Annotated in this window: 20 protein-coding genes; 14 read left to right on the plus strand and 6 right to left on the minus strand. The window is 70.7% G+C overall.

Translation table 11 applies throughout. From position 1 onward, the window contains the following. Positions 1-81: 81 nt before the first annotated feature. Positions 82-225, minus strand: a complete 144-nt coding sequence (locus tag ACFY2Z_RS15145) for a hypothetical protein (RefSeq protein WP_390744623.1) — start codon at positions 223-225, stop codon at positions 82-84. Further along, the gene (locus tag ACFY2Z_RS15150) at positions 222-821 is read right to left on the minus strand and encodes a TetR/AcrR family transcriptional regulator (protein ID WP_390744624.1); all 600 of its coding nucleotides are present in this window, start codon (positions 819-821) and stop codon (positions 222-224) included. The genes ACFY2Z_RS15145 and ACFY2Z_RS15150 overlap by 4 nt, the downstream gene beginning before the upstream one ends. Before the next feature lie 86 nt (positions 822-907). On the opposite strand from ACFY2Z_RS15150, the gene ACFY2Z_RS15155 reads away from it, so the two are divergent. From ACFY2Z_RS15155 to ACFY2Z_RS15200, 10 genes are all read left to right on the plus strand, one after another. Further along, positions 908-2,524, plus strand: coding sequence for a carboxyl transferase domain-containing protein (locus tag ACFY2Z_RS15155; RefSeq protein WP_390744625.1), 1,617 nt, complete (start codon positions 908-910; stop codon positions 2,522-2,524). Between the two features lie 8 nt (positions 2,525-2,532). Further along, entirely contained in the window at positions 2,533-4,473 is a 1,941-nt protein-coding gene (locus ACFY2Z_RS15160; protein ID WP_390744626.1) for a biotin carboxylase N-terminal domain-containing protein, read from the plus strand. Further along, on the plus strand, positions 4,470-5,408 hold the full coding sequence (locus ACFY2Z_RS15165; RefSeq protein WP_390744627.1) for a hydroxymethylglutaryl-CoA lyase: 939 nt from the start codon (positions 4,470-4,472) through the stop codon (positions 5,406-5,408). Before ACFY2Z_RS15160 ends, ACFY2Z_RS15165 begins: the two co-directional genes overlap by 4 nt. A gap of 5 nt (positions 5,409-5,413) precedes the next feature. Then, the gene (locus tag ACFY2Z_RS15170; protein ID WP_390744628.1) at positions 5,414-6,574 is read left to right on the plus strand and encodes an acyl-CoA dehydrogenase family protein; all 1,161 of its coding nucleotides are present in this window, start codon (positions 5,414-5,416) and stop codon (positions 6,572-6,574) included. A gap of 183 nt (positions 6,575-6,757) precedes the next feature. After that, the gene (locus tag ACFY2Z_RS15175; protein ID WP_390744629.1) at positions 6,758-7,807 is read left to right on the plus strand and encodes an ABC transporter substrate-binding protein; all 1,050 of its coding nucleotides are present in this window, start codon (positions 6,758-6,760) and stop codon (positions 7,805-7,807) included. Between the two features lie 76 nt (positions 7,808-7,883). Then, the gene (locus ACFY2Z_RS15180; RefSeq protein WP_390744630.1) at positions 7,884-8,735 is read left to right on the plus strand and encodes a siderophore-interacting protein; all 852 of its coding nucleotides are present in this window, start codon (positions 7,884-7,886) and stop codon (positions 8,733-8,735) included. 119 nt (positions 8,736-8,854) lie between these two features. Then, positions 8,855-10,330 (plus strand): lysine decarboxylase DesA, encoded by a 1,476-nt coding sequence (gene desA / locus ACFY2Z_RS15185; RefSeq protein WP_390744631.1) that lies wholly within the window; start codon positions 8,855-8,857, stop codon positions 10,328-10,330. Then, the gene (locus ACFY2Z_RS15190; protein ID WP_390744632.1) at positions 10,314-11,600 is read left to right on the plus strand and encodes a lysine N(6)-hydroxylase/L-ornithine N(5)-oxygenase family protein; all 1,287 of its coding nucleotides are present in this window, start codon (positions 10,314-10,316) and stop codon (positions 11,598-11,600) included. The genes desA and ACFY2Z_RS15190 overlap by 17 nt, the downstream gene beginning before the upstream one ends. Beyond that, a complete protein-coding gene (locus ACFY2Z_RS15195; protein WP_390744633.1) occupies positions 11,597-12,145 on the plus strand; it encodes a GNAT family N-acetyltransferase in 549 nt (182 codons plus the stop codon). Before ACFY2Z_RS15190 ends, ACFY2Z_RS15195 begins: the two co-directional genes overlap by 4 nt. Further along, entirely contained in the window at positions 12,142-13,914 is a 1,773-nt protein-coding gene (locus tag ACFY2Z_RS15200; protein ID WP_390744634.1) for an IucA/IucC family protein, read from the plus strand. Before ACFY2Z_RS15195 ends, ACFY2Z_RS15200 begins: the two co-directional genes overlap by 4 nt. Positions 13,915-13,980: 66 nt before the next feature. Here ACFY2Z_RS15200 and ACFY2Z_RS15205 read toward each other — a convergent pair whose 3' ends face one another. Both ACFY2Z_RS15205 and ACFY2Z_RS15210 read right to left on the minus strand, forming a co-directional pair. Further along, the gene (locus tag ACFY2Z_RS15205; RefSeq protein WP_390744635.1) at positions 13,981-15,573 is read right to left on the minus strand and encodes a beta-N-acetylhexosaminidase; all 1,593 of its coding nucleotides are present in this window, start codon (positions 15,571-15,573) and stop codon (positions 13,981-13,983) included. A 262-nt stretch (positions 15,574-15,835) separates the two neighbouring features. Beyond that, positions 15,836-17,401: a fibronectin type III domain-containing protein gene (locus ACFY2Z_RS15210; protein ID WP_390744636.1), complete on the minus strand. Its 1,566-nt coding sequence runs from the start codon at positions 17,399-17,401 to the stop codon at positions 15,836-15,838. Between the two features lie 165 nt (positions 17,402-17,566). On the opposite strand from ACFY2Z_RS15210, the gene ACFY2Z_RS15215 reads away from it, so the two are divergent. Continuing rightward, a complete protein-coding gene (locus tag ACFY2Z_RS15215; RefSeq protein ID WP_390744637.1) occupies positions 17,567-17,824 on the plus strand; it encodes a hypothetical protein in 258 nt (85 codons plus the stop codon). A 65-nt stretch (positions 17,825-17,889) separates the two neighbouring features. Then, the gene (gene glmS, locus ACFY2Z_RS15220) at positions 17,890-19,707 is read left to right on the plus strand and encodes a glutamine--fructose-6-phosphate transaminase (isomerizing) (protein WP_390744638.1); all 1,818 of its coding nucleotides are present in this window, start codon (positions 17,890-17,892) and stop codon (positions 19,705-19,707) included. A 116-nt stretch (positions 19,708-19,823) separates the two neighbouring features. Here the strand turns inward: glmS and ACFY2Z_RS15225 are convergent, their stop codons facing one another. Together ACFY2Z_RS15225 and ACFY2Z_RS15230 are read right to left on the minus strand one after the other, a co-directional pair. Next, entirely contained in the window at positions 19,824-20,390 is a 567-nt protein-coding gene (locus ACFY2Z_RS15225) for a GPR1/FUN34/YaaH family transporter (protein WP_390744639.1), read from the minus strand. Positions 20,391-20,788: 398 nt separating this feature from the next. Beyond that, positions 20,789-21,316, minus strand: coding sequence for a universal stress protein (locus ACFY2Z_RS15230; protein ID WP_311692556.1), 528 nt, complete (start codon positions 21,314-21,316; stop codon positions 20,789-20,791). Between the two features lie 480 nt (positions 21,317-21,796). Between ACFY2Z_RS15230 and ACFY2Z_RS15235 the strand changes: the two genes are divergently transcribed. Further along, a complete protein-coding gene (locus tag ACFY2Z_RS15235; RefSeq protein WP_390744640.1) occupies positions 21,797-22,159 on the plus strand; it encodes a hypothetical protein in 363 nt (120 codons plus the stop codon). A 379-nt stretch (positions 22,160-22,538) separates the two neighbouring features. Beyond that, on the plus strand, positions 22,539-23,795 hold the full coding sequence (locus ACFY2Z_RS15240) for a helix-turn-helix domain-containing protein (protein WP_390744641.1): 1,257 nt from the start codon (positions 22,539-22,541) through the stop codon (positions 23,793-23,795). Positions 23,796-23,805 lie beyond the last annotated feature (10 nt).

Raw genomic sequence — 23,805 nt, forward strand, 5'->3', positions numbered from 1 at the left:
CCTTGACTGTCTAAGCGCTTGCTCATATCAAACGTACCGGCGAGTAGAGGTGGGCGTCCAGAGGCCCCCCGGTAACGCTCGTCACGCTTTCCGCGCGGCCCTGGAGCGGAAGGCCTCCGCGAGCGCGGCGCCGACGAGCGTGACGCCGGCCGGGACCCCGGCCGCGGCGGGGTGACCGACCGCGTACAGGGCGGCGGAGCCACCGCCGAGCACCACCGCCGTCACGACCCCCCGGCCGCCGCGAAGGCGCCCCGGGCCATTCGGTGCAGCAGCTCCGCCGTGGCTCCCCGGCTCGGGAGCGGGCCCCGGCGGCTCAGGTGCGGGGTCGAGTTCAGCAGGCCGAAGACCGAGTGGACCGCCGAGCGGGCCGCCGGTTCCGCCAGCTCGGGGTAGACCTCGCGCAGGACCTCCACCCACAGTTCGACGTACTGCCGCTGGAGCTGGCGTACGAGCTTGCGGTCGCTGTCCCGGAGGCGGTCCAGCTCGCGGTCGTGCAAGGTGATCAGGGGACGGTCGTCGAGCGCGAAGTCGATGTGCCCCTCGATGAGCGAGTCGAGGACCGTCTCGGGAGCGGCCGCCCCGTCGGCCTCCGCCAGGCGCCGCTTCGCCCCCGTGAGCAACTGGCCGCTGATCCCCACCAGCAGCTCCGCGAGCATGGCGTCCTTGCCCGCGAAGTGCCGGTACAGACCCGGTCCGCTGATGCCGACGGCGGCGCCTATCTCGTCGACCCCCACACCGTGGAAGCCACGCTCGGCGAACAGCCGCGCTGCTTCCTTGAGGATCTGCTCGCGACGGGTGGGGGCGTCGGTTCTGGTGGCCATGAAATCAATTCTAGACAGGGAGGTTAGCGGTCGTTAACCTGAAGGAAATGCGTTAACGCTCATTAACAAGGTGAGGGGACCGCAGGATGCTGGAGGCACCGGAGCTGACGAGCGCGGCAGAACCCGCGTCGGAGGCCTGGCGGGCCAATGAGGAGGCGCACCGCGCGCTGGGCGAGGAGCTGCGCGCCAAGCTGGCCGCGGCCCGCCTGGGCGGCGGCGAGAAGGCCCGTGCGCGCCACACCGCCCGCGGCAAGCTGCTGCCGCGCGACCGTGTGGACACCCTGCTCGATCCGGGGTCGCCCTTCCTGGAGCTGGCGCCCCTCGCGGCCGACGGGATGTACGACGGGCAGGCCCCGGCCGCCGGAGTGATCGCCGGGATCGGCCGGGTCAGCGGCCGCGAGTGCGTGATCGTCGCCAACGACGCCACGGTCAAGGGCGGCACGTACTACCCGATGACGGTGAAGAAGCACCTCCGGGCCCAGGAGGTGGCACTGGAGAACCGCCTCCCGTGTCTGTATCTGGTCGACTCCGGCGGTGCCTTCCTGCCCATGCAGGACGAGGTGTTCCCCGACCGCGAGCACTTCGGGCGGATCTTCTACAACCAGGCGCGGATGTCGGGCGCCGGGATCCCCCAGATCGCCGCGGTGCTCGGGTCCTGCACGGCCGGCGGGGCCTATGTCCCGGCGATGAGCGACGAGGCCGTGATCGTGCGCGACCAGGGCACGATCTTCCTGGGCGGCCCGCCCCTGGTGAAGGCGGCCACCGGTGAGGTGGTGACGGCCGAGGAGCTGGGCGGCGGCGAGGTCCACTCGCGGGTGTCGGGCGTGACCGACCACCTGGCGGAGGACGACGCGCACGCGCTGCGGATCGTGCGGACCATCGTCTCCACGCTCCCCGCGCGCGGGAAGCTGCCCTGGGAGGTCGTCCCGACCGTCGAGCCGAAGGTCGACCCCTTCGGGCTGTACGGCGCGGTCCCGGTCGACTCCCGCACGCCCTACGACGTACGCGAGGTCATCGCGCGCGTGGTGGACGGTTCGCGCTTCGCCGAGTTCAAGGCGGAGTTCGGCCAGACCCTCGTCACCGGCTTCGCCCGTATCCACGGCCACCCGGTCGGGATCGTCGCCAACAACGGCATCCTGTTCTCCGAGTCCGCCCAGAAGGGCGCCCACTTCATCGAGCTGTGCGACCAGCGCGGCATCCCGCTGGTGTTCCTGCAGAACATCTCCGGCTTCATGGTCGGGCGGGACTACGAGGCGGGCGGTATCGCCAAGCACGGCGCCAAGATGGTCACGGCGGTCGCATGCACCCGCGTGCCGAAGCTCACGGTCGTCGTCGGCGGCTCCTTCGGCGCGGGCAACTACTCGATGTGCGGACGGGCCTATTCGCCGCGCTTCCTGTGGATGTGGCCGAACGCCAAGATCTCGGTCATGGGTGGCGAGCAGGCCGCGTCGGTCCTCGCGACCGTCAAACGCGACCAGTTCGAGGCGCGCGGGGAGGACTGGCCCGCGGAGGAGGAAGAGACCTTCAAGGCCCCGATCCGCGCCCAGTACGAGCGCCAGGGCAACGCGTACTACGCGACGGCCCGGCTGTGGGACGACGGTGTGATCGACCCGCTGGAGACCCGGCAGGTGCTGGGCCTGGCCCTGACGGCATGCGCCAACGCGCCCCTGGGTGAGCCCCAGTTCGGCGTCTTCAGGATGTGAGGGGGACCATGTTCGACACGGTGCTTGTGGCCAACCGGGGCGAGATCGCCGTACGCGTCATCCGTACGCTGCGGTCGATGGGCGTGCGCTCGGTGGCCGTCTTCTCCGACGCCGACGCGGACGCCCGTCATGTCCGGGAGGCGGACACGGCGGTCCGGATCGGTCCGGCGCCCGCGGCCGAGAGCTATCTCTCGGTGGAGCGTCTGCTGGAGGCCGCCGCCCGGAGCGGCGCCCAGGCGGTGCACCCGGGGTACGGCTTCCTCGCGGAGAACGCCGCGTTCGCGCGGGCGTGCGCAGAGGCGGGCCTGGTCTTCATCGGCCCTCCCGCGCAGGCGATCTCCCTCATGGGCGACAAGATCCGCGCCAAGGAGACGGTGCGCGCGGCCGGCGTCCCGGTCGTGCCCGGATCCAGCGGCAGCGGCCTCACGGACGAGGAACTGGCCGCGGCGGCCGGGGAGATCGGCATGCCGGTGCTGCTGAAGCCGAGCGCGGGCGGCGGCGGCAAGGGCATGCGGCTGGTGCGGGACCCTGCCGTGCTGGCGGACGAGATCGCCGCCGCCCGCCGCGAGGCCCGTGCCTCGTTCGGCGACGACACGCTCCTGGTGGAGCGCTGGGTCGACCGCCCCCGCCATATCGAGATCCAGGTCCTGGCCGACGGCCACGGGAACGTGGTGCACCTGGGCGAGCGCGAGTGCTCCCTCCAGCGCCGCCATCAGAAGATCATCGAGGAGGCGCCCAGCGTGCTCCTCGACGAGGCCACCCGCACCGCGATGGGCGAGGCGGCGGTCCAGGCCGCCCGCTCCTGCGGGTACGAGGGCGCGGGCACGGTGGAGTTCATCGTGCCGGGCGGTGACCCCTCGTCGTACTACTTCATGGAGATGAACACCCGCCTCCAGGTGGAGCACCCGGTCACCGAACTGGTCACCGGAGTGGACCTGGTGGAGTGGCAGCTGCGGGCGGCGGCGGGCGAGCCCCTGTCCTTCGGGCAGAAGGACGTCACGCTCACCGGACACGCGGTCGAGGCCCGTATCTGCGCCGAGGACCCGGCCCGCGGCTTCCTCCCCTCCGGAGGCACCGTGCTGGCGCTGCGCGAGCCGCAGGGGGACGGGGTGCGCACGGACTCGGGCCTGACCGAGGGCACCGAGGTCGGCAGCCTGTACGACCCGATGCTCTCGAAGGTCATCGCCTACGGCCCCGACCGCGCGACCGCGCTGCGCAGGCTGCGGGCGGCCCTCGCCCGGACGGTCACGCTGGGCGTGCAGACCAACGCCGGCTTCCTGCGCCGTCTGCTGGCCCATCCCGCGGTCGTGGCGGGCGAACTGGACACGGGTCTGGTGGAGCGGGTGGTGGACACACTCGTCACCACCGAGGTGCCACAGGAGGTCTACGAGGCCGCGGCGGCCGTCCGCCTGGAGGCGCTGAAGCCGCGCGGCGCGGGCTGGACCGACCCGTTCTCCGTGCCGAGCGGCTGGCGGCTGGGCGGCGAGCCCCGCCCGGTGGCCTTCCCGCTGCGGGTGTCCGACCCGGTGGAGTACACCCCGCGGGGCACCCACACGGTGACCGAGGACTCGGTGTCCGTCGTCCTGGACGGCGTACGCCACACCTTCCAACGGGCCGGGGACTGGCTGGGCCGCGACGGCGACGCCTGGCATGTGCGCGACCACGACCCGGTCGCCGCCTCGCTCACGCGGTCGGCGCACTCCGGCACCGAGTCGCTGACCGCGCCCATGCCCGGCACGGTGACCGTGGTCAAGGTGGCCGTCGGGGACGAGGTGACGGCCGGACAGAGCCTGCTGGTGGTCGAGGCGATGAAGATGGAGCACGTCATCTCCGCCCCGCACGCCGGGACCGTCGCCGAACTCGACGTCACCCCCGGCGCGACGGTCGCCATGGACCAGGTGCTGGCCGTGATCGCGCCGCACGAGGAGGACGGGGAGGCTACGGAATGACCGCTCAGGGACTGCCCATGGTCGTGCCCTCCGAGGACCTGCCCCCACGGGTCAGGATCCACGAGGTCGGCGCGCGCGACGGGCTGCAGAACGAGAAGAGCACGGTGCCGACGGAGGTGAAGGCGGAGTTCGTCCGGCGGCTCGCGGACGCGGGCCTGACCACCATCGAGGCGACCAGCTTCGTGCACCCCAAGTGGGTGCCCCAGCTCGCGGACGCCGAGCAGCTGTATCCGCTCGTCAGCGATCTGCCGGTCGCGCTCCCGGTCCTCGTCCCGAACGAACGCGGACTGGACCGCGCGCTCGCGCTCGGCGCCCGCCGGATCGCCGTCTTCGCCAGCGCCACCGAGTCCTTCGCCAAGGCCAACCTCAACCGCACGGTGGACGAGGCCCTCGCGATGTTCCGGCCGGTGGTGGAGCGGGCGAAGGAGCACAAGGTGCATGTCCGCGGCTATCTGTCCATGTGCTTCGGCGACCCCTGGGAGGGGGCCGTGCCGATCCACCAGGTCGTCCACGTCAGCAAGGCGCTGATGGACATGGGCTGCGACGAGCTGAGCCTGGGCGACACGATCGGTGTGGCGACGCCGGGCCATGTCCAGGACCTGCTGTCCGAGCTGAACGAGGAGGGCGTGCCGACCAGTGTCATCGGCGTGCACTTCCACGACACCTACGGCCAGGCCCTCGCCAACACCCTGGCGGCGCTCCAGCACGGCGTGACGACGGTCGACGCCTCCGCGGGCGGCCTCGGCGGCTGCCCGTACGCGAAGTCCGCCACCGGCAACCTCGCCACCGAGGACCTCGTCTGGATGCTTCACGGCCTCGGCATCGAGACCGGCGTCGACCTCGGCCGGCTCACCGCCACGAGCGTGTGGATGGCCGCGCACCTGGACCGGCCCAGCCCGTCCCGTACCGTCCGAGCCCTCTCCCACAAGGAGTGACCCCCATGGACCACCGACTCTCCCCCGAGCTGGAGGAACTCCGCCGCACGGTCGAGGAGTTCGCGCACGACGTCGTGGCCCCCAAGATCGGCGACTTCTACGAGCGCCACGAGTTCCCGTACGAGATCGTCCGCGAGATGGGCCGGATGGGTCTGTTCGGACTGCCCTTCCCCGAGGAGTACGGCGGCATGGGCGGCGACTATCTGGCGCTCGGTATCGCGCTGGAGGAACTCGCCCGGGTGGACTCGTCCGTCGCCATCACCCTGGAGGCGGGGGTGTCGCTCGGCGCGATGCCCGTCCACCGCTTCGGCACGGAGGCCCAGAAGCAGGAGTGGCTCCCGCGGCTGTGCTCCGGCGAACTCCTGGGCGCCTTCGGTCTGACGGAGCCGGACGGCGGCTCGGACGCGGGCGCCACCCGGACGACGGCACGGCTGGACCCGGAGACGGACGAGTGGGTGATCAACGGCACGAAGTGCTTCATCACCAACTCGGGCACGGACATCACCGGCCTGGTGACGGTCACCGCGGTGACGGGCCGTACGCCGGAGGGCCGCCCGCAGATCTCCTCGATCATCGTCCCGTCCGGCACACCCGGCTTCACCGTGGCGGCCCCCTACTCGAAGGTGGGCTGGAACGCCTCGGACACCCGTGAGCTGTCCTTCGTGGACGTGCGCGTCCCGGCGGCCAACCTGCTGGGCGAGGAGGGCCGCGGCTACGCCCAGTTCCTGCGCATCCTGGACGAGGGCCGGATCGCGATCTCGGCGCTGGCGACGGGCCTGGCGCAGGGCTGTGTGGACGAGTCGGTGAAGTACGCCAAGGAGCGCCATGCGTTCGGCCGCTCGATCGGCGCGTACCAGGCGATCCAGTTCAAGATCGCCGACATGGAGATGAAGGCCCACACGGCCCGGCTGTCCTGGCGCGACGCGGCGTCCCGTCTGGTCAGCGGCGAGCCCTTCAAGAAGGAGGCGGCCCTGGCGAAGCTCTACAGCTCCACGGTCGCCGTCGACAACGCCCGCGACGCCACCCAGATCCACGGCGGCTACGGCTTCATGAACGAGTACCCGGTGGCCCGGATGTGGCGCGACTCCAAGATCCTGGAGATCGGCGAGGGCACGAGCGAGGTCCAGCGCATGCTGATCGCCCGGGAGCTGGGACTGACGGGCTGAGCCCGTGGCACGACCACAGCGACGAGGGGCCCGCGCCGCACCAGGCGCGGGCCTCTTCGCATATGAGGCGCGGTCAGGCCCCCCGCCCCGATCGAACTGCCCCCTGGACAGGAAGTGAGGTTAGGCTAACCTACCTTCGACTCGTCCGGCGGATGCTCCGCCCCGTTCGAAGGCAGCACACTCATGTCCAATGCCCGTGCCACCCGTCTCACCCGTCGCGGCCTTCTCGCCGCCGGCGGCGCTCTCGGCCTCGGTGCCGCGCTCGCGGCCTGCGGTAGCGACAAGGGGAAAGACACCGGCTCGGACAGCGCGAAGGGCGCGGACAGGACCGGCCCCTGGTCGTTCAAGGACGACCGCGGGCAGACCGCGAAGGCGGACAAGGTCCCCGCGAACATCGTGGCGTTCGTCGGTGTCGCCGCCGCGCTGCACGACTACGGCGTCGGCGTGAAGGGCGTCTTCGGCCCGACGAGGACCAAGGACGGCAAGGCCGACGTCCAGGCCGGCGACCTCGACGTCGACAAGATCACGACCCTCGGCAACGAGTGGGGCCAGTTCAACATCGAGAAGTACGCGGCCCTCAGCCCCGACCTGCTCGTCACCACGATGTTCGACGGCGCCGGGACACTCTGGTACGTCCCGGAGGAGTCGACGAAGAAGGTCCTCGCCGTCGGCGCCCCCAGCGTCGGCATCTCCGTCTACGACCGCCAGATGACCGAGCCGCTGCAGCGGATGCTGGAGCTCGCGAAGTCGCTCGGCGCGGACACCGCCTCCTCGGCCATCGCCCAGGCGAAGAAGCGGTTCGAGGACGCGGCCGCCCGGCTGCGCGCCGCCACCAAGGCCAAGCCCGGCATCAAGGTGCTGGCGGGCTCCGCGAGCCAGGACATCTTCTACGTCTCCGGCTCCGGCCTCTCCATCGACCTGGAGTACTTCAAGGCCCTCGGCGTGAACTTCGTGGAGCCCTCCGCCTCCGCCCTCAAGGCGAGCGGCGGCTGGTTCGAGAACCTGAGCTGGGAGAACGTCGACAAGCACCCGGCGGACATCATCATGATGGACAACCGCACCTCGGCCGTCCAGCCCGCCGACATCACCGAGGCGACCTGGAAGAAGCTCCCCGCGGTCAAGGCGGGCCAGGTCATCGCCCGCAACCCCGAGCCGATCCTGTCCTACGACAAGTGCGCCCCGCTGCTCGAGGACCTCGCCAAGGCCGTCGAGACGGCCAAGAAGGTCAGCTGACCGCCCCTCACCGCCCAAGGCGCCCCGCTCCCGAGGAGCCCCGCCTCCCGGGAGCCCTGCCCCCTCAGGAGCACCCATGACGACGGCCGTGGCCGCCCCGTTCCGTTTCTTCTCCCTCCAGGTCGTACGGACGAGGCGGCTCGGCCCGTCCGTCGTCCGTGTCACCTTCGCGGGGGACGATCTGCGCGCGTTCCGCTCCGACGGACACGACCAGAGCCTGTCTCTCTTCCTTCCGCACCCCGGCCAGCGCGAGCCCGCCGTGCCGATCGAACTCGGCGACCTGTGGTGGCAGGGCTGGCGCCAACTGCCCGACGGCGTACGGGCGGTGATGCGCTCGTACACGCTGCGGTCCCTGCGGCGCGAACCCGATGAACCCGACGAGATCGACATCGACTTCGTGCTGCACGGCGTGGAGCCGGACGCCCCCGTCCCGGCGGGTCCCGCCTCGCTCTGGGCCTCCCGTGCCGCCGCCGGTGACCGTGTCGTCCTGATCGGCCCGGCGGTCGCGGACAACCGCGCGATCCGCTTCCGTCCGCCCGAGGACACCGATCTGGTGCTGATCTGGGCCGACGAGACCGCCGTGCCCGCCGCCTCCGCGATCCTCGGACAGCTCCCCGCGGGCACCCGAGCCCATGTCTGGCTGGAGGCCGGGCGGGCCGGTGACATCCAGGACCTGGCGACGGAAGCCGACGCCGAGGTCACCTGGCTGGTCCGCGGCACGGGCTCCCCCAGCGCGCTCGCGGCGATCAGGGAAGCCGAACTCCCCGGAGCACGGGCCCCGTACGTCTGGATCGCGGGCGAGTCCGGCCGGGTCAAGGAGCTGCGCCGGCACTTCGTCGGCGAACGCGGGATCGACCGCCGGCGCGTCACCTTCGTCGGTTACTGGCGGCAGGGGCTGAGCGAGGAGCAACTGCGCGCCGAGGAGTGACGACGCTCACCGGGGCGGGGCTTCTCGAGATCGAACTTAAGTTAGGCTAACCTAAGTTCCCACGGGCGGCTCCGCCCTGCCCCGTCCCGCACGGACTGTCCCCACCGGAGGACCCCCACATGCGCTCTCACCTGCTCAATGACCTCACCGCGGAGCACTACCGCCGTTCCGTGACCGAAGGAGTGGAGCGGGTGGCCGCCAGACTCGCCGCCACCGACCGTCCGTTCACCGGCGTCACGGCGGACGCCCTCGCCCCCCGGATCGAGGGGATCGACCTGGACCGCCCGCTGCACGACAGCACCGCGGCCCTGGACGAGCTGGAGGAGCTGTACCTCCGCGACGCCGTCTACTTCCACCACCCGCGCTATCTCGCCCATCTCAACTGCCCGGTCGTCATCCCGGCCGTGCTCGGCGAGGCCGTCCTGTCCGCCGTCAACTCCTCCCTCGACACCTGGGACCAGTCGGCCGGCGGCACCCTGATCGAGCGCCGGCTCATCGACTGGACCGCCGGGCGCATCGGCTTCGGACCCGCCGCCGACGGCGTGTTCACCTCCGGCGGCAGCCAGTCCAACCTCCAGGCGCTGCTGCTGGCCCGCGAGGAGGCCAAGCCGGGGCGCGCGGGATGGAACGCCTCCGACACCTCCGGCACCCTCGCCAAACTGCGGATCTTCGTCTCCGAGGCCGGCCACTTCAGCGTGCGGAAGTCGGCGAAACTCCTCGGTCTGAGCCCGGACGCCGTCGTCTCCGTCCCGGTGGGCGCCGACAAGCGCATGCAGACCGTCGCCCTCGCCCGCGAGCTGGAGCGCTGCGTCGCGGAGGGCCTCGTCCCGATGGCCGTCGTCGCCACCGCCGGGACCACCGACTTCGGCTCCATCGACCCGCTGCCGGAGATCGCCGAGCTGTGTGCCCGCTACGACACCTGGCTGCACGTGGACGCGGCCTACGGCTGCGGACTGCTCGTCTCGCCCGCCCGCCGCCGTCTCCTCGACGGCATCGAGCGCGCCGACTCGGTCACCGTCGACTACCACAAGTCCTTCTTCCAGCCGGTGAGTTCGTCCGCCGTGCTGGTCCGGGACGCCGCCACGCTGCGCCATGCGACCTACCACGCGGACTATCTCAACCCGCGCCGCACGGTCACCGAGCGCATCCCCAACCAGGTCGACAAGTCCCTGCAGACCACCCGCCGCTTCGACGCCCTCAAGCTGTGGATGACCCTGCGCGTGATGGGTGCGGACGGCGTCGGCGCCCTCTTCGACGAGGTCTGCGACCTGGCACGGAAGGGCTGGGAGCTGCTGGCCGGCGACCCCCGCTTCGACGTGGTCGTCGAGCCGCAGCTGTCCACCCTGGTCTTCCGCTGCATCCCGGCGGCCGTCACCGACCCCGCCGGTATCGACCGCGCCAACCTGTACGCCCGCAAGGCCCTGTTCGCCTCCGGCGACGCCGTGGTCGCGGGCACCAAGGTGGCCGGCCGCCACTATCTGAAGTTCACCCTGCTCAACCCCGAGACGACGACGGACGACATCGCCGCCGTACTCGATCTGATCGCCGGCCACGCCGAGCAGTACCTGGGAGAGTCCCTTGACCGCGCGTCCTGACACCCCCGACACCACCACCCACGACTTCGTGGGGATCGGACTCGGCCCCTTCAACCTCGGCCTCGCCTGCCTCACCGAGCCGATCGACGGACTCGACGGCGTCTTCCTGGAGTCGAAGCCCGCCTTCGAGTGGCACTCCGGGATGTTCCTGGAGGGCGCCCACCTCCAGACCCCCTTCATGTCCGACCTGGTCACCCTGGCCGACCCCACCTCCCCGTACTCGTTCCTCAACTACCTCAAGGAGCGCGGGCGGCTGTACTCCTTCTACATCCGCGAGAACTTCTACCCGCTGCGCGTCGAGTACGACGACTACTGCCGCTGGGCGGCCTCGAAGCTGAGCTGCGTCCGCTACGACACCACGGTCACCGAGGTGACGTACGAGGAGCAGGACGAGCTGTACGTCGTACGGACGCGGGAGGGGGACGTCCACCGGGCCCGCCACCTGGTCCTCGGCACCGGGACGCCGCCCCACCTTCCCGACGCCTGCCGGGGCCTCGCGGGCGACGTCATCCACAACTCCCGCTATCTGGACCACAAGCACCGGCTCCAGGCCAAGGAGTCGATCACCCTGGTCGGCAGCGGCCAGTCCGCCGCCGAGATCTACCACGACCTGCTCAGCGAGATCGACGTCCACGGCTACCGGCTGGACTGGGTGACCCGCTCCCCGCGCTTCTTCCCGCTGGAGTACACCAAGCTCACCCTGGAGATGACCTCCCCGGAGTACATCGACTACTTCCACGCCCTGCCCGAACGGACCCGCTACCGCCTCACCGAGCAGCAGAAGGGCCTGTTCAAGGGCATCGACGGGGCCCTGATCGACGAGATCTTCGACCTGCTCTACCAGAAGAACCTCGACGGTCCGGTGCCCACCCGGCTGCTCACCAACTCCGCGCTCACCAGCGCCCGCCACGAGAACGGCACCTTCACCCTCGGCTTCCGCCAGGAGGAGCAGGAGAAGGACTTCGAGCTGAGTTCCCAGGGCCTGATCCTCGCGACCGGCTACCGGTACGTCGAACCGGAGTTCCTGAAGCCGGTCCGCGACCGTCTGCGCTACGACGGGCGCGGCAACTTCGACGTGGCCCGCAACTACGCCGTCGACGTGACGGGCCGGGGCGTGTTCCTGCAGAACGCCGGCGTCCACACGCACAGCGTCACCAGCCCCGACCTGGGCATGGGCGCCTACCGGAACGCGTACATCATCCGGGAGCTGCTGGGCACCGAGTACTACCCCGTCGAGAAGACCATCGCCTTCCAGGAGTTCGCCGTATGAGCACGACCACGAGTGCCCTCGGCGCCCTCACCTTCCGGCCTCTCGACCCTCCGAAGGACGCCGAACTCCTGCACCGCTGGGTCACCCACCCCAAGTCGGCCTTCTGGATGATGCAGGAGGCCCGGCGGGAGGACGTCGAGCGGGCGTACATGGAGATCGCGGCCGACCGGCACCATCACGCGTTCCTCGGGCTGCACGACGGCGAGCCCGCGTTCCTGATGGAGCACTACGACCCCGCGCACCGCGAACTCGTCGCCCTGTACGAGCCCGGGCCGGGTGACGTCGGCATGCACTTCCTAGTCGCCCCCACCGACCGGCCCGTGCACGGGTTCACCCGGGCCGTCATCACCGCCGTCGTGCGGCAGCTGTTCGCGGACCCGGCCACCGAGCGGATCGTGGTCGAGCCCGATGTGCGCAACACGGCCGTGCACGCGCTGAACGCGGCGGTCGGGTTCGTGCCCGAGCGGGAGATCACCAAGCCGGAGAAGACGGCGCTGCTCAGCTTCTGCACCCGCGAGCGGTTCGAGCGGGCGGTGGCGGCATGACCCTCACCGACGCCGTCGCCCATCTCTCCCCCGAGCGCTGGGCGCAGGCCAACCGCCTCCTCATACGCAAGGCGCTGGCCGAGTTCGCGCACGAGCGGCTGATCACTCCCGAGGCGGGGGACGACGGCCACTACGTCGTCCACAGCGACGACCGGCTCACCCGCTACCGGTTCCGCGCCACCCTGCGTGCCCTAGACCACTGGGAGGTCGACCCCGAGTCGATCACCCGCCACCGTGACGGCACCGAACTGCCCCTCGCGGCTCTGGACTTCCTCATCGAGCTGAGGACGGCCCTCGGCCTGAGCGACGAGATCCTGCCCGTCTATCTGGAGGAGATCTCCTCCACCCTCTCCGGCACCTGCTACAAGCTCACCAAACCGAAGGTCACCTCCGCCGAACTGGCCCGGAGCGGGTTCCAGGCCATAGAGACCGGGATGACCGAGGGCCACCCCTGCTTCGTCGCCAACAACGGGCGGCTCGGCTTCGACATCCACGAGTACCTGTCGTACGCCCCCGAGACCGCGAACACCCTGCGGCTGGTGTGGCTGGCGGCGCACCGCTCACGGGCCGCGTTCACGGCTGGCACGGGCATCGCGTACGAGTCCTTCGTACGGCAGGAGCTGGGGGCCGCGACCCTGGACCGCTTCCACCGGCAGCTCACCGGCCAGGGCCTGGACCCGGCGGACTACCTCCTCATCCCCGTCCACCCCTGGCAGTGGTGGAACAAGCTCACCGTCACCTTCGCCGCGGAGGTCGCCCGGCGGCACCTCGTCTGCCTCGGCGAGGGGGACGACGAGTATCTGGCCCAGCAGTCGGTACGGACCTTCTTCAACACCGGCCACCCCGAGAAGCACTATGTGAAGACGGCCCTGTCCGTCCTCAACATGGGCTTCATGCGCGGGCTCTCGGCCGCCTACATGGAGGCGACCCCGGCGATCAACGACTGGCTGCACGGGCTGATCGAGAGCGATCCGGTGCTCAAGGCGACCGGCCTGACGATCCTGCGCGAGCGGGCGGCCGTCGGCTACCGCCATCTGGAGTACGAGGCGGCCACCGACCGCACCTCCCCGTACCGCAAGATGCTCGCCGCCCTGTGGCGCGAGAGCCCGGTCGGCTCGCTCCAGGAGGGCGAGACCCTGGCGACGATGGCCTCCCTCGCCCATGTCGACCACGAGGGCGCCTCCTTCGCGGGGGCGCTGATCGAGCGGTCGGGGCTCGCCCCCACCGAGTGGCTGCGCCACTATCTGCGGGCCTACCTCACCCCGCTGCTGCACTGCTTCTACGCCTACGACCTGGTCTTCATGCCGCACGGCGAGAACGTCATCCTCGTCCTGGAGGACGGTGTGGTGCGGCGCGCGGTCTTCAAGGACATCGCCGAGGAGATCGCGGTGATGGACCCGGACGCGGTGCTGCCGCCGGAGGTCACCCGGATCCGGGTGGAGGTGCCCGAGGACCAGAAGCTCCTGTCGGTCTTCACGGACGTCTTCGACTGCTTCTTCCGCTTCGTCGCGGCGAACCTCGCCGGCGAGGGCGTCCTGACGGAGGACGACTTCTGGCGCACGGTCGCCGAGGTCGTCCACGAGTACCAGGACGCGCATCCGCAGCTCGGCGACCGGTTCCGGCAGTACGACATGTTCGCCCCGGAGTTCGCCCTGTCCTGCCTCAACCGGCTCCAGCTGCGCAACAACCGGCAGATGGTGGACCTCGCGGATCCCTCGGGGGCGCTCCAGCTGGTCGGGACCCTGAGGAACCCGATCGCGGGCCTCTAGGGCGCCCGAAACGGGCGGGCACCCCGGTGTACGGTCCACCGGGGTGCCCGTCGTCGTCTCGCCGGACTACCGCGCGGGCCAGGGCACCTGGGGCGAGCGGTAGTACCCGATCCCCAGCGCGTCCCACCGGGGGCCCTGCGCGGCGAGCCGCACCCGGTAGGCGTCCCAGTCGTGCGTGGCGGCCGGCGACCAGCCCAGCTCGGCCACGCCCGGCAGCCGGGGGAAGGCCATGTAGTCGATGTCGGCGTCGGTGACGATCGTCTCGGACCACAGCGGCGCCTCGACACCGGCGATCGCCGAGGCGGGCGCGCCCGCCAGATAGCTGCCCGGGTCCCAGTCGTAGGACCGTTTGACCTCCACCAGTCCCGCCCAGTCCTGTCCGAGCGGAGTGGCCTTGGTGTACTTCATGTCGAGGTAGACCCGGTCGGCCGGGGACAGGATCAGCCCGGTGCCGTTGCGTGCGGCCTGGACGACCTGGGCCTTCTCGTCGGCGGCGGTGTCGTCGAGGCCCCAGTACTGGGCGAGCGCGCCCTTCACCGGGTGCGCCCCGGTCAGTTGGTGCCAACCGATCACGGTCTTGCCGTACTTGACGACGATGGGCTGCACCCGGTCCATGAACGTCACATAGTCGGCGTGGCTGGTGGAGTGCGCCTCGTCGCCGCCGATGTGCAGGTAGCGGCCCGGGGTGAGGGCGGCCAGCTCCCGCACCACGTCGTCCACGAAGTCGTAGGTCACCGGCTTGTTCACACACAGCGAGCTGAAGCCGACGTCGGTCCCGGTGTAGAGCGGGGGTGCGACGCCGTCGCAGTTCAGTGAGGCGTACGAGGCGAGCGCGGCGTTGGTGTGGCCGGGCATGTCGATCTCGGGGACGATCTCGACATAGCGGGCGGCGGCATGGCGGACGATCTCCTGGTACTGCGCCTTGGTGTAGGAGCCGCCCTTGCCGCCGCCGACCTGGGTCGAGCCGCCGTAGGTCGCGAGGCGCGGCCAGGAGTCCACCGCGATGCGCCAGCCCTGGTCGTCACTCAGATGCAGATGCAGGGTGTTGATCTTGTAGAGCGCCAGTGCGTCGATATAGCGCTCGACCTGGGCGACGCTGAAGAAGTGGCGGGAGACGTCGAGCATCGCGCCGCGGTAGGCGTAGCGCGGGGAGTCCGTGACGGTGCCGCCCGCGACCAGCCAGGGGCCGGGCTGCACGGTCTTCCTCTCGACGGCCGGGGGCAGTAGCTGGCGCAGCGTCTGCACTCCGTGGAAGAGGCCGGCGGGGCGGCCGGCGGTGATGGTCACGCCGTGGGCGTCGCTGGCGAGCCGGTAGCCCTCGGCGCCGAACGGGCCGCTGCCGAGGGTGAGCCGGATACCTCCGGCGCCGGTCGTGGTGACCGGCAGCCGGTAGCCGGTCGAGGGCCGCAGGACGTCCGCGAGGTACTCGCCGACGTTCCGGGTCTCACTCGTGCCGTCCACCCGGATGCGGGTGCTCTGTGTGATCGCGTACGGGGATCCCCCCGCCACGGCGGAGGCGGGCGCCGGGACCACCCGGGCGAAGGCTCCGGTGTCGCGGGCTGCCGCGGCGGGCTGGGCACCGACGCCGAGGGTGAGTCCGGCCGTCGCGACGAGCAGAAGTGTTCCGAGGATGCGGGGCGTTCTGTGGTGCTGTGACACATGCGCTCCCTTCCACGAGGCCCCATGGGCTCGCCCGGACCGGACGAGAGGGGTATAGACCACTCTCCCGCAGAACGGGCCCGGGCAACCCCCGCCCCGCCGAGAATTCATCCCGGCGAGCGGGCCGCGCGAAGGGCTCCGGCGAGCCGTCCGGCGGGACACACGCCGAAACCGAGCGGGCGGCCCTCGTGCCGGACACGAGGACCGCCCGCCGTCTTCCGCGCCCTGCCTTCCGGGCGCCGAAGTGGCCTTCCGAGTGGTGCTACTTCGCCCGGCGCGCCACCGTGAAGTGGTCGACCTGCTCACCGGACTCGGCGATGCCGCGCACCTTCAGCGTGGCGTACCGGCCCTCGGCGGCGGGGGTGACGTCGACGCGCAGGAAGGAGTAGTCGAGGTAGCGCACGCGCGACCAGGCGACCGTCTCGTTCTGCTTGCCGTCCTTGACGTTGATGAAGGAGGCGACGGACTCGACCTCGTTCTCGTGGCCCTCGTACGACAGCGGGGCGCTGAACGCGTACAGGCTGCGGCCCGCCGCGCCCGCCGTCACGTACACCACGCCCTCGGACTCGGGGTACGCCGTGCCGCCGATCGGGAGCTTCTTGACGACCTTGTCGCCCTTGATGACGTCGGTGCGCTCGTACTGGTGGTTGTGGCCGTTGATGACCAGGTCCACGGTGTACTTCTCGAACAGCGGCACCCACTCCTGTCGCACGCCCCCCTCCGAGGCGTGCGCCGTGGAGGTGCAGTACGCGCAGTGGTGGAAGAACACGACGATGAAGTCGATGTCGTGGCTGGCGCGGTACTTCTTGAGCTGGTCCTCCAGCCACTTGGTCTGGGTGCCGCCCGAGATGCCGAGGTTGGCCGGGATCTCGAAGGAGATGTCGTTGGCGTCCAGCGAGATGACCGCCGTGTTGCCGTAGACGAAGGAGTAGACGCCCGGGAGGTTCGTCTTGTCCGGTCCGTTGTCCGGCAGGGTCCAGCGGGCCTCCTCACCGCCGTAGCCGTTGGGCGAGTACCAGGCCTCCATGTCGTGGTTGCCGTAGGCCGGCATCCACGGCACCTGCTTGGCGACCGACTCGGTCTGGTACAGGAACTGGTCCCACACGCGCGAGTCGAAGCCGGTGTCGGTGGTCTTGCCCGCGCCGGCCGGGTCACCGTAGGCGATGTCGCCGGCGTGCAGGTGGAAGGCCGGATTCTGGCCGAGCAGCAGGCTGTTGTTGGCCAGGGCGTGGTAGCTGACGCCCTCGTCACCGAACGCGGTGAAGGTGAAGGGCTCCTTGTGGGCGGGAGCCGTGGTGAAGGTGCCGAGGGTGCCCAGCAGATGCCGCTCGGCCGGGTCGAAGCCCGCGTGGCCGACGCCGTAGTAGTAGGTCTTGCCGGGGCGCAGGTTGGTGAGCTTGGCGTGCAGGTAGTACTGGGTGTGGTTGCCGCTGGCGCCGACGCCGGCCGGGGTGTAGAGGGTGCGGACCTCGGCGGGGATCTTGCGGGAGAGGTCACAGGGGTGGGCGCCGACCCGGATGAACGGCTTCTGCACGGCGACCGGGACCTGCCAGGAGACGGTGATCTCGGTGCGCGGGTCGTTGCCGAAGGCGAGGTGGCGGCCGAAGGGGGCGACGAGGGCGCCGTCGACGGTCTCGGTCGCGGGGGCGGTGCGCTGGCTGGGGACGGCGGCCTGGGCGGTGGCGCCCGGGACGAACGCGCCACCGGTGACGGCGCCCAGGGTGACGGCGCCGCCTCTGATCATCGTGCGCCGGGAGAATCTCGCGCGCAGGTACTCGTGCTGCTCCGCCATGTTCATACGGGCGGCGAGCTTCTCAGGTACTCCCATACGAGGTGTGTCCATGTGGCCCGAACTTCCTCCACATAAGCGACGTGGCGCAAGACACAGAATGGACAGGCGTCGAACAGGTGCCCACGAGAGCCGTCACGGGCAGCTGCCCGAAATCGGGCACGAATCTTGCGATTCCGGCGCCCGTGCCGCAGGATCTACCGGGTGCACGACGAACTTGTTGATCATCTGACGCGGTCCACGACCCTGAGCCGGGGCGAGGCACTGCGGGTGGTCCAGGACGTGCTCGCCTACTTCGACGAGACGACCGAGGAGTTCGTCCGCCGCCGTCATCGCGAACTGCAGGCCCAGGGCCTGGTGAACGCGATGATCTTCGAGCGGATCGAGGCCGATCTGAGGTACCGGGCGGTCGCGCCGCCCGAGCTCACGCTTCGCCAGCTGCGCCGCATCGTCTACGGCTGAGGCGCCGGAGACGGCCTCGGTAGCCACCTCACCACAACGGGGACAAAAGGGACTTAAGGATATATATGTGCGGAATCGTTGGATACATCGGTAAGCGCGATGTGGCCCCGCTGCTGCTGGAAGGTCTGCAGCGGCTGGAGTACCGCGGCTACGACTCGGCGGGCATCGTCGTCACGTCCCCCAAGACGTCCGGCCTGAAGATGGTCAAGGCCAAGGGCCGGGTCCGCGACCTGGAGGCCAAGGTCCCCGCGCGCTTCAAGGGCACCACCGGTATCGCCCACACCCGCTGGGCCACCCACGGCGCCCCGTCCGACGTGAACGCCCACCCGCACATGTCGGCCGACCACAAGGTCGCCGTCGTCCACAACGGCATCATCGACAACGCCTCCGACCTCAGGAAGAAGCTGGAGGCGGACGGCGTCGAGTTCCTCTCCGAGACCGACACCGAGGTCCTCACCCACCTCATCGCCCGCTCCCAGGCCGAGACCCTGGAGGAGAAGGTCCGCCAGGCGCTGCGGGTCGTCGAGGGCACCTACGGCATCGCGGTGATGCACGCCGACTTCGCCGACCGCATCGTGGTCGCCCGCAACGGCTCCCCCGTCGTGCTCGGCATCGGCGACAAGGAGATGTTCGTCGCCTCCGACGTCGCCGCGCTGGTCACCCACACCCGTCAGATAGTCACCCTCGACGACGGCGAGATGGCCACCCTCAAGGCCGACGACTTCCGCACGTACACCACCGAGGGCACCCGGACGACGGCCGAGCCGACCACCGTGGAGTGGGAGGCCGAGTCGTACGACATGGGCGGCCACGACACGTACATGCACAAGGAGATCCACGAGCAGGCCGAGGCCGTGGACCGGGTGCTGCGCGGCCGCATCGACGACCGGTTCTCCACCGTCCACCTGGGCGGTCTCAACCTGGACGCCCGCGAGGCACGCGCGGTGCGCCGTGTGAAGATCCTCGGCTGCGGCACCTCGTACCACGCCGGCATGATCGGCGCCCAGATGATCGAGGAGCTGGCCCGGATCCCCGCGGACGCCGAGCCCGCCTCCGAGTTCCGCTACCGCAACGCGGTCGTGGACCCCGACACGCTGTACGTCGCGGTCTCGCAGTCCGGTGAGACCTACGACGTCCTCGCGGCCGTCCAGGAGCTGAAGCGCAAGGGCGCGCGGGTGCTGGGCATCGTCAACGTCGTCGGCTCGGCGATCGCGCGTGAGGCGGACGGCGGCATGTACGTCCACGCCGGTCCCGAGGTGTGCGTGGTCTCCACCAAGTGCTTCACCAACACCACCGTCGCCTTCGCACTGCTCGCGCTGCACCTCGGCCGCACTCGCGACCTGTCGGTGCGCGACGGGAAGCGGATCATCGAGGGCCTGCGGAAGCTGCCCCAGCAGATCTCCGAGATCCTCAAGCAGGAGGAGGAGATCAAGGCGCTGGCGGACCAGTTCGCGAACGCCCGCTCGATGCTCTTCATCGGCCGTGTGCGCGGCTACCCGGTGGCCCGCGAGGCCTCGCTGAAGCTGAAGGAGGTCTCGTACATCCACGCCGAGGCCTACCCGGCCTCCGAGCTGAAGCACGGCCCGCTGGCGCTGATCGAGCCGGCCCTGCCGACCGTGGCGATCGTGCCGGACGACGATCTGCTGGAGAAGAACCGTGCGGCCATGGAGGAGATCAAGGCCCGTAGCGGCAAGATCCTCGCGGTCGCCCACCAGGAGCAGGAGAAGGCCGACCACACGATCGTGGTCCCGAAGAACGAGGACGAGCTGGACCCGATCCTGATGGGCATCCCGCTGCAGCTCCTCGCCTACCACACCGCGCTGGCGCTGGGCCGGGACATCGACAAGCCGCGCAACCTGGCCAAGTCGGTGACGGTGGAGTAGCGGTTCCGCGCCGCCCCGGATCACCTCGCACGACGTGAACGACCCCCTGTGTGCCACCAGCACAGGGGGTCGTTCCCTCAGGGGACCGGGGCCGCCCTCCCCGGCCCGGCGCTGCCTCAGCCGGCGGCCGTCACCCCCCGGCCGGCAGCGCGTCGCGGCAGGGACGTGGGCCACTTGGCCAGGACCGCCGTGGCCGCGTACCAGGCGACGGCGCCCGCGGCGACCGCGCACCAGCCGCCCACCTTGCCCAGCGCGTCGTTGCCCGCGAAGCGCCCGATGGCGAGCAGCACCAGGGAGACGCAGAGCAGGGCGTAGGTGCCCTGGCCGAGGACATCGCCGGCCGCCCCGAGCGCCAGGCTCAGGACGACGAGGGCGAACAGCAGCAGGAAGAGTCCTGCGGCGTTGTCGGACATCTGGCCGCCGGCCGTGACGGCCCAGGTGAACCACAGGGCGCCGAGCGCCGAGAAGGCCGTACCGTTGGCGGAGTCACGGTCTCGGAAAGCGAGCAGGCCGGCGAGGAACAGGGCGACGCCGCCCACATAGTGGGCCAGTGACACGGCGTCGGCCGTCGTCACGCCGTCGATCACCTTGGTCGTTCCGAGACCGAAGGCCAACAGCGTGACACCCAGCGCGAGTCGGCCGACGATCGTTGTGGTGCTTCCCGCAGAGACGTCGTTGTCCACGGCGGGCTCCCTTCTTGTCCTGCACGTACGGTCGTGCGGTGACCGATATATGCCCTTCACAAGGGCACAAACACCTCTACGCGCGAGTAGCTTCGCGCGCTCGCGCACGGGAGTTGGAGGTGGTCGTTCCCCATCTCGCCTGGGCCGACGGGGAGTTACGAAAGGGCGGCGCGGAGATTGCGACGGGGTCGCGGGGCGAGGCGGCGGGGATCGGGCGGTCGTCAGCGCGCGAAACCGGCCAGGGGCGCGTCCGAGGGCCGTCAGCGCGTGAGACCGGCCTGACGCGTCCGAGGGCCGTCAGCGCGTGAAACCGGCCTGAGCGCGTCCGGGCGTTCGTACGCACGCACAAGCGGCGGCCACGGGCGTGCCGGGGCGCCCGGAGGCGGTGCCGAAGGGCCTCAGGGGATGACGATGACGGGGCGCCGGGCGCGCTTGGCGAGCCGTCCGGCGACCGAGCCGAAGATACGGCCGACGATGCCCTGGGTGGAGCCGACGACGATGGCGTCCGCCTCGTACTCCCGCCCCACCTCTTCGAGTTCGTGGCAGATGTCGCCGCCGCGCTCGACCAGGATCCAGGGCACCTCGGCGAGATGCTCGGCGCAGGCCAGTTCCAGCCCGAGGACCTCGGTGCGGTGGTCCGGCACATCGACGAAGACCGGTGGCTCGCAGCCCGCCCACACCGTGGTGGGCAGCCGGTTGGCGACGTGCACGATGATCAGGCCCGAGCCGGAACGGTGGGCCATGCCGATCGCATAGGCGAGCGCGCGCTCGCTGGACGTGGAGCCGTCGAAGCCGACCACCACACCGTGCTTGAAGGCGGGGTCGCAGGACGGGCGTGACTCTTCCGCCGCCAAGGGCTCGGCCGCCGTGGGATCGGCGACGCGGCGCTTGCGGTCCGCGGGTTCGAAGAATTCGTGACCGGCCATGAGTGTCTCGGCGTTGTGATCCTCGTGGGTGGGACGACACTGTGCGGCGGAGCGGTGTCCGGGAATCATCTTCCCCACCGCATACCCCCAAGGGTACGGCGGCACGCCTCCTTCGCCCAGATCCCGCGCGACCCCCAGAGTTCCCGGCTTCGCGCGAACTAGAGGAGCCCCCGTCACGGGGTTCCAGAGAGCATGCACGAGGGACGCCCGTAACGCAATGGTCGCTGCCTCGTACAGGTGGTTCGCTCAGGGTTCACTCAGCGACCAGGGCGGCGGCCCGGCTTCCGCGGTACGGGTTCGGACAGGGAGCGAAGGACACCGGCCACGGCGCCGGGGAGCGACGGACCGGTCACGCCGTGGCACCGGGACGGCTCGCGGCGATCCGCCGGCGCCGGCCGCCGCGGTGCACCCGTGGACGCCAGTGACCGACCGATCGGACACGCGTTGAATCCGGTGACCCTCCGCCCCAGGGAGCCCGCCGTGTCCGCACCCCGCCCCGCGTCCCGGAACCGTCCGGCACCCCGGAACCGTCCCACTTCCGAAACGGCGGCCGTGCTCGTCCGCTGGGCCTGGTTCACCTGTGCCCTGGTCCCCGTGGTCCTCGTCTGGAGCGGTACCTCGGTCGCCGGTGCGATCAGCGCCACGCTGGGCCTCACGGCGGTCACCTGGGCGTGCCGCGCGCTGTTGCGGCAGTCCGAACTGGGCGCTGCGCGGCCCGTGGACGAGGAGTGCGCACCCTGCGGCTTCCGGCGCTCCGCACCCCACTCCGCCCGGTACGGCGTGGCCGGAACGGGGGCGCGCGGGGGCGGGCGGAACGGAGACGCAAACACTCCGGTCGACTGACCGGTTTCCGCGCACGCCCCCGCTTCTTTTCGGCCAACTTCTCACACCCGTGCATCATGGGGCCGAACGGCCCCCCACCCCCCGTTCGACCTGCACCGAAAGGGTCCCGGAGGGCTCCCGGACCCTATGTGGATTGGCCACTGGGACGAGGCGCACTTCCCTGCACGGCCCACGAGTGCAACCCTTCGTGATCGAATGCTTCACGCCAAGTTGTCATGTCGACAATGTGCCGGATGGTGAACTGGTCACGCCGCCACGGCGGGACACAGTAAATTCGATCATGATTGTCTTTACGGCGGGGGACTCGTGCAGGACCGAGGGGAAACGTGCAGGAGCGACACAACCGAGGAGCCGCGACCACTGAGGGGGGCTTAGCAGGATGAGCCACGACTCCACTGCCACGGCGGATGCCGCGGCCCGGAAGCTGTCCGGGCGACGGCGCAAGGAGATCGTCGCGGTGCTGCTGTTCAGCGGCGGCCCCATCTTCGAGAGTTCCATACCTCTTTCGGTGTTCGGGATCGACCGCCAGGACGCCGGAGTTCCGCGCTACCGACTGCTGGTGGCCGCCGGAGAGGAAGGCCCGCTGCGGACCACAGGGGGCCTGGAACTCACCGCGCCGTACGGGCTCGAGGCGATCTCACGGGCAGGCACCGTCGTGGTGCCGGCCTGGAGGTCGATCACCTCACCACCGCCCGAGGAGGCGCTCGACGCACTGCGCCGGGCGCACGAAGAAGGCGCCCGCATCGTCGGGCTGTGCACCGGCGCCTTCGTGCTGGCCGCCGCCGGACTACTGGACGGACGGCCGGCCACCACACACTGGATGTACGCACCGACGCTGGCCAAGCGCTATCCGTCGGTGCACGTCGATCCACGCGAGCTGTTCGTGGACGACGGCGACGTCCTGACGTCGGCCGGCACCGCGGCCGGTATCGACCTCTGCCTCCATATCGTGCGCACGGACCACGGCAACGAGGCGGCGGGCGCGCTCGCCCGGCGCCTGGTGGTCCCGCCGCGCCGCAGCGGCGGCCAGGAGCGCTATCTCGACAGGTCTTTACCTGAGGAGATCGGCGCCGACCCCCTCGCGGAGGTCGTCGCCTGGGCGTTGGAGCACCTCCACGAGCAGTTCGACGTGGAGACCCTGGCCGCGCGCGCGTACATGAGCAGGCGGACGTTCGACCGCCGCTTCCGTTCGCTGACCGGCAGCGCGCCGCTGCAGTGGCTGATCACCCAGCGGGTGCTGCAGGCCCAGCGGCTGCTGGAGACCTCCGACTACTCGGTCGACGAGGTCGCCGGGCGCTGCGGCTTCCGCTCGCCGGTCGCGCTGCGCGGGCACTTCCGCCGCCAGCTCGGCTCGTCACCGGCGGCGTACCGGGCCGCGTACCGGGCGCGCCGTCCACAGAGCGAACGGGCGGGGGACCCTGACGGGCCCGGCGGACCGATGGCGCCGCAGGTGGCGCCGGAGGCCGCCCCGGTCCCGATGCAGACCCGGCGCACGGCCGCCGCGAGCTCGCTCGGCGCAGCGGCGTCCCTGGCCACGGACCACCACGGCAAGCACGTCGATCATCCGGTCAGGCATGTCCCGGAGTTGTACGCGGCCAGCCGCCCGAGCCTGCCGGGGCAGCGCAGCGCGCACTAGGGCCGCCGGC

The sequence above is a fragment of the Streptomyces sp. NPDC001222 genome (assembly GCF_042896945.1).
Taxonomy (GTDB): Bacteria; Actinomycetota; Actinomycetes; order Streptomycetales; family Streptomycetaceae; genus Streptomyces; species Streptomyces gibsoniae.